Source organism: Bartonella sp. LB28NMGDW, assembly GCF_042194435.1.
Classification (GTDB): Bacteria; Pseudomonadota; Alphaproteobacteria; order Rhizobiales; family Rhizobiaceae; genus Bartonella; species Bartonella grahamii.
Genome location: NZ_JBHIMX010000012.1, coordinates 1 through 12329 on the forward strand (window position 1 = coordinate 1; position 12329 = coordinate 12329).

A 12329-nucleotide genomic window follows, 5' to 3' on the forward strand; every position below is an offset into this window, starting at 1 on the left:
TTATACTTCCTAAATCAAAAACCGGTAAACTTGTTGAAGGTTCATTTGCATGGCTGCTTAAACAATACTTTAACAGCGTTCATTGGCATAGCCTTGCTAAAGCTACGAAAAGACAAAGAGAACTTATCCTTATGAAGGTATGTGATGCTATAGGAAACATTCCATACAGAGAAATAAAGAAATCACATATTACAGCGGGTGTTGAACGCCGCAAAGAAAAACCAACAGCTGCCCAAAATTTTCTAAAAGCCCTTAATGGACTTTTTAATTGGGCGATCGATCAAGAACTTCTGGAGAATAACCCAGCTTTAGGAATAAAAAGACCTCCTCTCAACAACAAAGATGGATTTGCTGTTTGGACAGAAGAAGATGTTGAAAAATATTATCACCATTGGTCACATGGTTCACATGAACGCGTCTGGATTGATGTTCTTCTTTACACGGGTTTGCGTCGTGGTGATGCGGTACGAATTGGTTGGAAAGATGTCAAAGATAATATCATTCATCTCAAGACAGAGAAAAGTAAATTCCAAACAGATGTTTTTCTACCCATTTTGCCTGAATTAGCAGAAACTCTAAAAATTGGTCCTATTGGAAATGAAACATTCATTTGCGGAAAAAACGGAAATAAACTCGTAAAAGAAAGTTTTGGAAACTTATTTCGTGAAGCGTGTAATGCGGCGGGAATCAAAAAATCAGCACATGGCTTAAGAAAATTAGCAGCAACACGCGCCGCTAATTCTGGTGCAACAGTATCACAACTCAAGGCAATTTTTGGATGGACCGACGACAACATGGCATCTCTTTATACAAAAAGCGCAGATCGCAAAAGGCTAGCTATAGAAGCGATAAAAAAGCTCCAAAAAAATGAGGGATAGTGCTATAAAAAACATTAATGGAATCAATAACGATAAATTTCCCCCATATCGCAATAACTCATTTATTTTATTTAAAATTATTGAATCTCTGGGGGCACCATATGATTTTTTAATTACGTGTAGCTTATTCATTTTCCGATCCTTTTTAAATTCAGGAGAAGGTAGAGCTAAACGTGAATTTATAAAACGTATTATTTTATCAAACTTCTTTTTTAATGCTTTAAATTCAACTAATTCCTATTAAGAAAATAGGTTAGAGTTTAAGTTTCTAATGAATATACTAACAACTCCGTAACATTGGCAAAATTATCCGGTGAGCCATTATTAAGAATCAGAAAGTTTTTTGTAAAGTTCTTACCACAAACATTTTCTTCAATAAAACCACCTAATGAATCAGCCTTAACTTTACCAAAGATATAACCAAAGTCTTTTAAAGCTTTAATCGGATAAGGAGTATGATTATAAAATACATGCGTTTCATTTATTAAAGCAATTTTTTTCTTTTAAAAGATTATAGCCTTCTATTTAACAGCGTTTTTTGCTGTAAAACTCAAATTATCTGTCTGCTCAACTAAAAGAACTTTATTGTTTAGCTTTTGTGCTTTTTTCAAAGAGATGTGGGCTTTCAAGAATAAGCTTTTCTCGTGCTTTTTGTAACTGTTTAATGACTTCATCAATCTTTGAAGGAGAACAAAAAGATTCTTGGCTATTCAACAAATGCAGCCTCTCCTTTCCCTCATATAAACATTGCATCTGAGATTGAAGTATTCTAACTTCTTGAAAAAAAAGACGTCCTGTTTCCTTAAAACCATTGTTAAGTGCAAAAAGTTGATCGGAAATGGATAGCAGAATTTGTTTTAAAAAACGCTCATTTTCTTGGCGTTTACGATATTCTAAAATAAGAGCATGGCTTATCTCATCTAACTGTTTTTTTGTAGAATCAATTTGACGCAATAAATTTGGTTTTTCCCCCATATCACCTTTTCTCACCTTCAAAAGCATAGCATGAATATCTAACAACTTAATTGCGGAATGAGATAAATAATCAACAACTGTAGGCGTATTAACATAGCGTTTCCGTGCAATCATCACAAACTCACCTAATGACTGTTTTTTACATTCATCCCGCTATTTATTTTCCATTTTACAAAGCCATTCTAAAGAAAGTGCTAAAAAATATTACCTCCAATGCATTATTCCATGTCCCCTTCTCTCTTTTCACTATCAACGTGGAATCCGTGGAGAGAGAAAACGTACAGGTGTATAAAGGATAAGATGTGTTGTTTTCTCCAACACACTACTACCATCAGCAAGAAGAGCTTGACTAGGTGACAATTCTGTACCTTGCATAATTGTGGAAGCCAAAGAACCTTCTCGAGAAAGAGCCATCAACGTTGGTGAAGATGCAAAGACATTGTGTGCTCCCCCATCCACATGAGAGAAATCAAGAACAGCTATTCCATTTTTACGCAACATTTCAATATCTGAGCCATCGCCCACACGATGATGTCCACCCGTAAGACGTCCTGAAACCGCGAGAGCTTTATCCGCTCTAGATACTAAAATAGCTGTTGGCTGCGGGAGTTTTTTTATATCATTAAGTTGGCGCTCAAATACATCAACATCAATGTCTGGTGCCGCCATTAATAAACTTGTAATACGACGAATAGGCTTATATTTTTTCTGTAAGGCTAAAGTTCTAAATGCTTCCATTATAACAAAATTGCCCATAGAATGCGCAATAACCGAAATCTGATCAGCATTGGTTTCACTAATAAGTGTTAAAAGCTCTATCAATCCGTCACGGGCAAAATTAGCACTGTCACGATCATAAATATAAAGAGGAACAGATCCGGCAGAAGGCCAAGAATAATGCACAGCGACAACATTTAAAGAATAATCGTGTGTAAACTGTGCTGTACGAAATGTACCATCTGCAAAATTATTATTATACCCATGGATAAAAAGAAAAATTTCTCTTTTTCCTTTTGGCTTTTTTTCTAAAGCAGCATTTAATTGCTGTTTAAACTGTTCTTTATTATCGTATTTTTGCAATGCTACTGCTGCAAAATACTTATCATGCGTAGGTTTATAGGCATTTATTTCAACAACTCCCTTTGTATGTTGCTGAGGAATTCCTACGTCAACGCGATTGTAATGTACTTTATTTGATCGCTCTGCACCATAAGGTTGAGCGTAATTATTTTGCATCATACGACTTGTTGCAACATACACTGGAATGATGGCTTTTGGAGAAACCGGGTTCTCTTCAACTTCTCTTTCTACTGCAGTCATAGAAGGAGTTGCATGCACTCCATGCCAAAGCACAGCGCGTGAATCACTACATGCTGACAATAAAGAAATACAAATAAGAAGTGTTAAATATCTCAAAATCATTATACTTCTCACTGCAACTTTACCCCCACCCTATAAAAATATAACATTTCAAATGCACAGATAAAGTAATAAAAAATGAAACATTATTAGCAACACATCAACAAATAACATACAAAAAAAATTTTTCTATAATGCGCATAAATCCCCTCTCTCTACATAACTTCATCTCATTACAGAGACTCACCGCTAACTGGTGCGGTCGAGAAGACTCGAACTTCCACGGGTTGCCCCACAGCGACCTCAACGCTGCGCGTCTACCAATTCCGCCACGACCGCACGTGGGAAGAAAAACATTCTGGTTTTTAGCCTCTAACAAATCATAAAGAAAGGTACAAGCCAATTTTCTCTTTCTCATAATTTATTTTTATCCGAACGATTTATAACTTAATAGAGATTACTAAAAATATCGACTTTACTACGATCTTTGAATCATCATCATAAAGTGTGCTTGTGCAGCTTGATCTTTTTCATAATAACCATGAAAGTTTTTTGTAATTGTTGTAGAGCCCTGTTTTTGGATTCCTCTCATAGCCATACACATGTGCTCCGCCTCAATCAATACTGCTACACCATGAGGCTTCAGATACGTTTTTAACGCGTGAGCCACTTGCGCTGTCATAGCTTCTTGTGTTTGTAAACGACGAGAAAAAATATCTACAACACGCACAATTTTTGAAAGGCCAACAATTTTTTCATTAGGAAGATATGCTATATGTGCTTTCCCAATAATTGGGATCATATGATGCTCACAGTGTGAATAAAAAGGTATATTTTTTACGATTACGGCTTCATTATATCCTGAAACCTCTTCAAAAACTGTACCTAAGGTTTCTTTAACCGATTGACTATAACCACTAAAAAGCTCGCGATATGCCTTGGCTATACGTCTTGGAGTATCTAAAAGCCCTTCTCTATTTGGATTTTCCCCTATCCATAAGAGTAATGTACGAATCGCTTCTTCCACCTCTTCAATACTCGGACGCTTTTCTTCAGATAAAAAAGAATCCTTCGCGTCTTCTTTAACAACATTACGCATTCAAAAACTCCAAGCTTACTCTATACAAAGCATTTGCTCCATACCTATTTCATTTTGTATAATCTCTATATAAGCGAATTAAAAGTTTAAACAATCACGACTCTCAAAATTTCAGGCAATAGCGCATGATTGATAATATCTATAATGATAAAATACTTAAATATGCTGCACATATAGGAAAAATTGGGCGTCTTAATAATCCTGATGCAACATCAAAAAAACATGCACACCTTTGTGGTTCGACAATCACTGTAGATTTAAAAGTGGAAAATGGTATTATTACGGATTTTGCCCATGAAATACACGCATGTGTGCTAGGGCAAGCATCGGCTTCACTTTTAGCATCTCATATCATCGGACAAACAACACAAGATCTTAAAATATTGCGTGAAGTTATTTATCAAATGCTAACGCAAAATGGTCCTTCTCCTCAAGCTCCATTTAAGGATTTTTCTTGCTTACAGCCCATTAAAGATTATAAAATGCGCCATGCAGCAACACTACTACCCTTTGATGCAACGATAGACTGCATTCAAAAAATTGAAGAAAAATAAATGTTCAAATCACAATCTCGACAAAAAAAATTGACTCGAAATTACACAGGCAATTGGCAAAAAACACCTGGACGATTATTGGGTATTTTCTTAATACGTTTCTATCAAATAACACTTTCAAATCTTATAGGCAATCAATGTCGCCATGCCCCGACTTGTTCAGAATATACATATGAAGCGATTGCACGCCATGGGCTTTGGGCTGGTGCATGGATGGGACTCTTTCGTATCATACGTTGTGGGCCCTTTGGAACAGATGGCTTTGACCCAGTACCTATTTCTCTTGGAAATTCTTGCTGTTTTTATAAACCTTGGCGTTACTGGAAAATTTCTGACAAACACAACAAATAATCCTTTTCTTTTTTCGTATGTATTGATAAAAAATCAGTCTATAAGCTTTTTACTCAATTTTCACGAAACCATCCGCAATCGTTAGCGGAATTGGATTAAAAGGGTGTTTTTATGTCTTGCTCTGTTTCTCTTTCTTTTCCTGATGGTTCAAAACGTAATTACCCCTCCGAAATGACTGGTTTGGAATTAGCAGAATCCATTTCTAAATCACTCGCAAAAAAAGCTGTCGCCTATAGGCTTGATGGTATCACGCGAGACTTATCGGATCCATTGGAACAATCTGGTCAAGTAGAGATTATTACCCGAGAAGATTCACGCGCTCTTGAACTCATAAGGCATGACTGCGCCCATGTCCTTGCTGAAGCAGTGCAAGAACTCTTTCCTGAAACGCAAGTAACAATAGGTCCTGTCATTGAGAATGGATTCTATTATGATTTTGCACGCCAACAACCTTTTACATTAGATGATCTCACCGTCATTGAAAAGAAAATGCGTGAAATTATCCAACGCAATAAACCTTTCAGAAAAGAAATTTGGTCTCGTGAAAAAGCGAGAAAAATTTTTTCTGAGAAAAAGGAATTTTATAAAGTTGAACTTATTGATAGCATTCCTGAAAATCAAGATTTAAAAATTTATTATCAAGGAAAATGGTTTGATCTTTGCCGCGGACCGCACATGCAATCTACAGGGCAAATTGGGAATGCTTTCAAATTAATGAAAGTCGCAGGAGCTTATTGGCGTGGCGATGCCAATAATCCAATGCTCACAAGAATTTATGGAACAGCATTTGCAAATGAAAATGACTTAAAAGCCTACCTCCATATGCTAGAAGAAGCTGAAAAACGTGATCATCGCCGCTTGGGACGTGAAATGGACTTATTTCATTTTCAAGAAGAAGGGCCAGGAATGATTTTTTGGCACAAAAAAGGTTGGAAAATGTTCCAAAATTTGATCAACTATATGCGTAGACGCCTTGATGATCATCAATACGCTGAAGTTAATGCACCACAAGTTCTCGATAGGTCACTCTGGGAAATATCTGGCCATTGGGGCTGGTATAAGGAGAATATGTTCAAAGTAACTCCAGCAGCAGAAGATTCAGATCATGGGAATATTTATGCCCTTAAACCAATGAATTGCCCTGGTCATGTGCAAATTTTTAAACATGGTTTAAAATCTTATCGTGATTTGCCTATCAGACTTGCTGAATTTGGACTTGTTCATCGTTATGAGCCTTCGGGCTCTTTACATGGTCTTATGCGTGTGCGTGGTTTTACGCAAGATGATGCGCATATTTTTTGTACTGATGAACAATTAGCCGATGAATGTCTCAGTATTAATGATCTTATTTTATCAACTTATGCTGATTTTGGTTTTAAAGAAATTAGTCTTAAGCTTTCAACACGTCCAGAAAAACGAGTTGGGTCTGATGCATTATGGGATCATGCAGAAAGTATCATGGAATCTGTCCTTAAAACGATTGAAACAAAATTTGCAGGACAAATCAGAACAAGCATCCTTCCAGGTGAAGGAGCATTTTATGGTCCAAAATTTGAATATACATTAAAGGATGCTATCGGTCGTGAATGGCAATGTGGAACAACACAAATAGACTTTAATCTCCCCGAACGTTTTGGTGCATTCTATATTGATAAAGATTCAGAAAAACGTCAACCTGTTATGATCCACCGTGCTATCTTTGGATCAATGGAGCGTTTTCTTGGTATATTAATCGAAAATTTTGCTGGACATATGCCACTTTGGCTTGCTCCTGAACAAGTTGTTGTTGCAACAATTACGTCCGAAGCAAATGAATATGCCCAAAAAATAACAGCAAAACTTAGAGCTATTGGACTTTCCGCAACAACAGATCTCCGCAATGAAAAAATTAACTATAAAATACGAGAACATTCTTTACAAAAAGTCCCCGTAATTTTGGTATGTGGTAAACGTGAAGCTGAAACAAACAGCGTAAATATGCGCCGTTTAGGAAGTACGAATAAAACCCTTTTATCTGTAGAAGATGTGATTAAACAACTCTCAAATGAGGCAACACCTCCGGATTTGCAACGTGTAATAGATGCATAACATCGCAGAAGGTGGTAATACGTTAATTTTTTACTATAAATCTTCAAATTTTGTACAAAATGAGAGGGTTTGATATTGTAGTGTGTTTTGGTTTCATGCACAATTACCTATAACCAGAAAGAATCACGTGATCACTCTCTACAAGGTAGATTGATGAAAAAAATCAATGTAAGCTATGAGCTTTTTTAATGCAAAAATCATAGACAATTGAATATTAATAATAACATTAATCTTTTACCTTTATAATGAAAAGATGGTGCTATTATCATGGATAGATCATTACGATAATTATAGCAACATCAAGCAAGAAGGCTGAAAACAAGATTATATTTATTAATAAAAAATATGTAAAATTAGCTGAACAATGATATGTCTTATTCGTAAGATAAGCTCTTATAAAAAGACAAGATATTGATTTATAATGATAATATATCTTTATTCATATTAAATAAGGTTTCGAATATCATAGGATTGTCTCATTTTAGATATGTTTATGTTGAATCTATCAAAATTATTTTTTGGCACGAGACAAGCGGAATGAGTGTGTGGTTAAAAATTATTGAGAAAGGACTTTTAAAATGCCCACAATGAACCGCCTAAAGTGCTAAGGATTGTTGCAATCATTGAGGGTAGGCTAAACTATAATGCTGATGCCGACTTGCTCCTTCATAAATGTAAAAATAACAGTACTCAACGGGTTTACCATTATATCATTCACGAGAAATCATGGTGAAATAAGCTTAAGAAGCCTTAAGAAACATCTCTTTAAAACAAGCAGATGAATTGGTGAATCAATGGCATTCTACATCCTGCAATCTACACTGATGAGATATTGCATTAGCTTTCATAAAGTCAAATCAGAGAAAAATGGCAAAACTCAGCGCCTATTCTTTCCCCTCTTCATATTTTACCAAATTAAAAACTCTTATAAAAAACTCGTTAAATATACACATACGATACATTACTACTCGTTAAACGTATAAAACTCTGGGCACACCCATAAAACATCTAAATATCTACGAAACACATTGCTATGCTAGACGCAAGATATTGATTTGTAAAACAATTTCAAAACACATATTTTGCTAAAAAAGCAACACATATAAAACAAAAAACATTATTGCTATCGAGCTCTATCAAGAACACGCTTACATTCAATGAGTTCAAATAGGATTTCTTGCAACAATGCTTTATCAGTTTTATCTTTGTAAAGATTCACAGAACCAACAGATGTTTCTCCTTCATTCCTCATGAAATTCAAAAGCCCAAAAGAAGATTTTTTAGGCTTATTGCTAGCATTTTCAGAAGTTTGTCCTGCATGTTTCTTCTCTATGACCACATTCATAGCATCAAGATCACCATTACCCAATGCAGTCACAAAAGCAACACCATTTTCTTTCAAAAGGCGTTGCACACCTTTTATCGTATAACCCTGATCATATAATAACTGCTTAATACCATTGAGCAAATCAACATCGACCGGACGATAATAGCGCCTTCCTCCCCCACGTTTCATTGGTTTAATCTGCCTAAAACGTGTTTCCCAGAATCTTAACACATGCTGCGGAAGCTCCAATAACTCGGCTACTTCGCTAATTGTGCGAAAAGCATCAGAGCTTTTATCCATTTTGCAACACCTTATTTAAAACAAAATAAATTACTTTACAATGACTCATTCCGTCTCAATTTCTCAACAAGATTAGTCAAAAATAAGACCATCATTGACGACTTACACAACTGTCTTTTTCTAAAAAACAAAGACCTTTATTTTATCGTTTTTTTAACAAATACCAAACATACCATGGCATTCATTTATGAGATATCATTTTTTCTGTCTTGCACGATGCGAATCTAAAATTCTCTGTTTAAGGACATTGGCAGCCTTAAACGTTACAACACGTCGCGGCGGAATAGGTGCTTCAACACCTGTTTTTGGATTACGTCCAACACGTTCATTTTTACTGCGAACCTGAAAAGTTGCAAAAGAGGATAATTTAACCGCTTCACCTCTTACAAGTGAGTTGCAAATCTCATCCAAAACCAATTCGACTAAAGCTGCTGATTCAGTATGTGACAAGCCCACTCTTTTACAAACTACGCTCGCTAAATCTGCACGCGTTACTGTCTTACTTGTCATTATAACCACCTATTAAAATATTAAAAATTACAAAATGACTTATACGTTTTCTTGAAATATGGTCAAGTAGCCATAATTTACCAACGAATAAGAATTGCTCCCCATGTAAATCCACCTCCCATGGCCTCTAACATGATAAGATCTCCTTCTTTTATTTTTCCATCGCAAACAGCTGTTGTTAAAGCCAACGGAACTGATGCCGCAGACGTATTACCATGTTGATCAACGGTAATCACAACTTTATCTAGTGAAATTCCCAGTTTTTTAGCAGATGCTTCAATAATGCGCTTATTAGCCTGATGAGGTACAAACCAATCTAGTTGTGAAGAATCCATACCTGCAGCTGCAAAACAATCATCAACCACATCCGTTATCATACCAACAGCATATTTAAAAACTTCTCGTCCTTCCATACGCAAATAGCCTGTCGTTTGTGTTGTTGAAGGTCCACCATCAACATATAGCTTATCTATATAAGCACCATTAGAGCGCAATTTCGCAGACAATATACCACGCTCAAAAGCAATACCCCCCTCAATTTCCTGTGCTTCCAAAATAGCAGCACCCGCACCATCACCAAACAAAACACATGTCGTACGATCTTCCCAATCTAAAATTCGAGAAAATGTATCGGATCCAATAACTAAAATTCTTTTAGCCGCTCCACACCGTAAATAAGAATCTCCTGTTGTTAAAGCAAAAATAAAACCAGAGCAAACAGCTTGAATATCAAAAGCAAATCCATGGCTCATTCCCAAAGCACGCTGAATTTCAACAGCAGAAGCAGGAAAAGTACGATTCGGGGTGGACGTTGCTAAAATAATACAATCAATGTCTTTTATTGTTAAACCAGCATTTGTAAGTGCTGCTTGCGCAGCCTCAACTCCTAAAGAAACAGTTGTTTCATTTTCACTGGCAATATAACGTTGGCGTATTCCTGTACGCTGAACAATCCATGAATCTGACGTTTCAACAAACTTTGCAATCTCATCATTTGATAAACTTTTCTTCGGCAAAGCACTTCCTACACCACGTATAATTGACCGAATCATTAAGCTCTTACCTTTTCTTCAAATTTTTCATTTCTATTATAAGAGCTTATCATAAGGACTCTCCATTCACTGTCTCTTCACCTTCTTGATCAAAAAGTGTTTCTTTATTCTCATGAAACCGTCGCAAATCAGCTGTTATTTTTTTCAAAAGTCCATTATTAACCATCTCATAACCAACGCGGATAGCAGAAGCAAAACCGTTAGCATTAGCACTCCCATGGCTTTTGATCACAACACCATTCAACCCCAAAAGCACTCCTCCATTCACCCTATCGGGATCCATTTTGTGTTTCAGCGTACGAAAAGCACCCCGCGATAAAAAATAGCCAAGAGATGTTAAAAAAGAACTGCGCAGTGCGGAGTTTAAAATCTCTCCTATCTGTCGCGCGGTTCCTTCTGCGGTTTTTAAAGCAATATTACCAGAAAACCCCTCTGTTACAACAACATCGACTGTTCCTTTTCCAATGTCATTGCCCTCAACAAATCCTTTATATTCCAATCCTTCTAATTGCACTTCACGCAATATCATTCCTGCTTTTTTTATTTGATAAAGTCCTTTAACCTCTTCCACCCCCACATTTAAAAGCCCAACACTTGGTCTTTCAGTGTGATATAAAGCGCGAAACATACCCGCTCCCATAACCGCCAAATCAACCAACTGACCAGCAGAGGCACCAATTGTTGCCCCAATATCCAAAACGATACTCTCACTGCGAAGTGTTGGCCAGATACCCGCAATACCAGGACGTTCAGCCTCTGCGAGCATTTTCAAACAAAAATAAGACATGGCCATGAGTGCACCCGTATTACCAGCAGAAATGCAAGCATCAGCTTCACCATTTTTTACCGCTTCAATGGCGTACCACATTGATGATTTACCACGTCCATTACGAAGTGCTTGGCTTGGCTTTTCATCCATGCGTGTATAACTTTCTGTAGGGCAAAAGCGCGATACAGAATCTAAACAAGGGTATTTTTTTAAAACTGGACGAACGTCCTCCTCTATTCCATAAAACAGAAAATAAATATTTGATAAATATTTTTGTACAATTGCTGCTCCTGCAATAGCTGCTTCTGGACCGTAATCACCGCCCATGACATCCACAGAAATTCTAATCACGCTTGCATATCCCACATCTTTTCATTTACATCTTTAAACACATATTATGATTTTTGGCTCCTGAACACTCACAAAGCAAATCTTGCAAAAATCGCTCCGCAGAAAATATCGTTTAGCATACAATAGATATTTTATGTTTTTACAATCACTTCCAATTTTTCAAAACAGAAAATGGCGAGAATTTTTGCTCTGCTTCTTCTAAATTTTCAACCATATCCATCTTTATTCTCTCTTTACGTGGATAATGATTAATAGACAACTCAAAAAACTCTTCCATGATTGCACCAATATCAATTTTATCATCATAAAACACTTCAGGAGTATCAAGCCCCTCCACATCTAAAAACAATTCTCCTGTATCCTCTGATATTTTGGGCTTCATCAAATTTGAATCTTCAGGAACAAAAACAACCTCAATATTTTCACAAAGTATATTTTCTAATGGTTCTAATGTAACAACACATAACTGTAGTATACGCGCTTGCAACAGACCTTTTACACGCACTCCGCGTTTTTTCCACGGGAAAATATGGAAATTTCCCTCACAAGATTTTACTTCAATTAAATCATGGTTCTGAGCTAAATGTATACATTCTTTTTTGTTTGCACAAAGATGAACCCTTATACCTTTAGCAGGTAGAGAACGTACGGATACTGGATAAGCCAAAGCAAATGTCATTTGAGGAATATTTTTAACATTCATTGACAACTCCCAA

12 protein-coding genes and 1 tRNA gene are annotated in these 12329 nt (G+C 36.3%); 4 read left to right on the forward strand and 9 right to left on the reverse strand.

Translation table 11 applies throughout. The features are described 5' to 3' along the window. Positions 1–878 (forward strand): tyrosine-type recombinase/integrase (locus tag ACFIKG_RS07100; RefSeq protein WP_375626204.1); only part of this gene is annotated, 878 nt, incomplete at its 5' end. A 582-nt stretch (positions 879–1460) separates the two neighbouring features. Here the strand turns inward: ACFIKG_RS07100 and ACFIKG_RS07105 are convergent. From ACFIKG_RS07105 to folE, 4 genes are all read right to left on the reverse strand, one after another. Next, the gene (locus ACFIKG_RS07105; RefSeq protein ID WP_375648219.1) at positions 1461–1967 is read right to left on the reverse strand and encodes a hypothetical protein; all 507 of its coding nucleotides are present in this window, start codon (positions 1965–1967) and stop codon (positions 1461–1463) included. 135 nt (positions 1968–2102) lie between these two features. Beyond that, on the reverse strand, positions 2103–3275 hold the full coding sequence (locus tag ACFIKG_RS07110) for an alpha/beta hydrolase (RefSeq protein WP_375626487.1): 1173 nt from the start codon (positions 3273–3275) through the stop codon (positions 2103–2105). 191 nt (positions 3276–3466) lie between these two features. After that, a tRNA-Leu gene (locus ACFIKG_RS07115) sits at positions 3467–3551 on the reverse strand. A gap of 139 nt (positions 3552–3690) precedes the next feature. Then, on the reverse strand, positions 3691–4311 hold the full coding sequence (folE, locus tag ACFIKG_RS07120; protein ID WP_375620182.1) for a GTP cyclohydrolase I FolE: 621 nt from the start codon (positions 4309–4311) through the stop codon (positions 3691–3693). Between the two features lie 125 nt (positions 4312–4436). On the opposite strand from folE, the gene ACFIKG_RS07125 reads away from it, so the two are divergent. From ACFIKG_RS07125 to thrS, 3 genes are all read left to right on the forward strand, one after another. Then, positions 4437–4865, forward strand: coding sequence for an iron-sulfur cluster assembly scaffold protein (locus tag ACFIKG_RS07125; RefSeq protein WP_375626485.1), 429 nt, complete (start codon positions 4437–4439; stop codon positions 4863–4865). After that, a complete protein-coding gene (gene yidD, locus ACFIKG_RS07130; protein ID WP_375627362.1) occupies positions 4866–5216 on the forward strand; it encodes a membrane protein insertion efficiency factor YidD in 351 nt (116 codons plus the stop codon). It abuts the gene before it with no gap. 111 nt (positions 5217–5327) lie between these two features. Beyond that, positions 5328–7304 (forward strand): threonine--tRNA ligase, encoded by a 1977-nt coding sequence (thrS, locus tag ACFIKG_RS07135; protein ID WP_375651986.1) that lies wholly within the window; start codon positions 5328–5330, stop codon positions 7302–7304. Positions 7305–8427: 1123 nt separating this feature from the next. Here the strand turns inward: thrS and ACFIKG_RS07140 are convergent. From ACFIKG_RS07140 to ACFIKG_RS07160, 5 genes are all read right to left on the reverse strand, one after another. Continuing rightward, entirely contained in the window at positions 8428–8931 is a 504-nt protein-coding gene (locus ACFIKG_RS07140; RefSeq protein WP_375627360.1) for a MerR family transcriptional regulator, read from the reverse strand. Between the two features lie 195 nt (positions 8932–9126). Beyond that, the gene (locus ACFIKG_RS07145; RefSeq protein WP_015856447.1) at positions 9127–9441 is read right to left on the reverse strand and encodes an integration host factor subunit alpha; all 315 of its coding nucleotides are present in this window, start codon (positions 9439–9441) and stop codon (positions 9127–9129) included. Between the two features lie 77 nt (positions 9442–9518). Then, positions 9519–10493: a beta-ketoacyl-ACP synthase III gene (locus ACFIKG_RS07150; RefSeq protein WP_375626477.1), complete on the reverse strand. Its 975-nt coding sequence runs from the start codon at positions 10491–10493 to the stop codon at positions 9519–9521. A gap of 49 nt (positions 10494–10542) precedes the next feature. Next, complete coding sequence (gene plsX, locus ACFIKG_RS07155; RefSeq protein WP_375626475.1) at positions 10543–11613, reverse strand: phosphate acyltransferase PlsX; 1071 nt, start codon at positions 11611–11613, stop codon at positions 10543–10545. 145 nt (positions 11614–11758) lie between these two features. Beyond that, positions 11759–12316 carry a DUF177 domain-containing protein gene (locus tag ACFIKG_RS07160; RefSeq protein WP_375651987.1) on the reverse strand — a complete coding sequence of 186 codons (558 nt, stop codon included), beginning with the start codon at positions 12314–12316 and terminating at the stop codon, positions 11759–11761. Positions 12317–12329 lie beyond the last annotated feature (13 nt).

Excerpts from the sequence above, each read along its gene's own strand:
- ACFIKG_RS07105 (WP_375648219.1), bottom strand. The coding sequence starts at position 1,967 with ATGATTGCACGGAAACGCTATGTTAATACGCCTACAGTTGTTGATTAT.
- ACFIKG_RS07110 (WP_375626487.1), bottom strand. The coding sequence starts at position 3,275 with ATGATTTTGAGATATTTAACACTTCTTATTTGTATTTCTTTATTGTCA.
- folE (WP_375620182.1), bottom strand. The coding sequence starts at position 4,311 with ATGCGTAATGTTGTTAAAGAAGACGCGAAGGATTCTTTTTTATCTGAA.
- ACFIKG_RS07125 (WP_375626485.1), top strand. The coding sequence starts at position 4,437 with ATGATTGATAATATCTATAATGATAAAATACTTAAATATGCTGCACAT.
- yidD (WP_375627362.1), top strand. The coding sequence starts at position 4,866 with ATGTTCAAATCACAATCTCGACAAAAAAAATTGACTCGAAATTACACA.
- thrS (WP_375651986.1), top strand. The coding sequence starts at position 5,328 with ATGTCTTGCTCTGTTTCTCTTTCTTTTCCTGATGGTTCAAAACGTAAT.
- ACFIKG_RS07140 (WP_375627360.1), bottom strand. The coding sequence starts at position 8,931 with ATGGATAAAAGCTCTGATGCTTTTCGCACAATTAGCGAAGTAGCCGAG.
- ACFIKG_RS07145 (WP_015856447.1), bottom strand. The coding sequence starts at position 9,441 with ATGACAAGTAAGACAGTAACGCGTGCAGATTTAGCGAGCGTAGTTTGT.
- ACFIKG_RS07150 (WP_375626477.1), bottom strand. The coding sequence starts at position 10,493 with ATGATTCGGTCAATTATACGTGGTGTAGGAAGTGCTTTGCCGAAGAAA.
- ACFIKG_RS07160 (WP_375651987.1), bottom strand. The coding sequence starts at position 12,316 with ATGAATGTTAAAAATATTCCTCAAATGACATTTGCTTTGGCTTATCCA.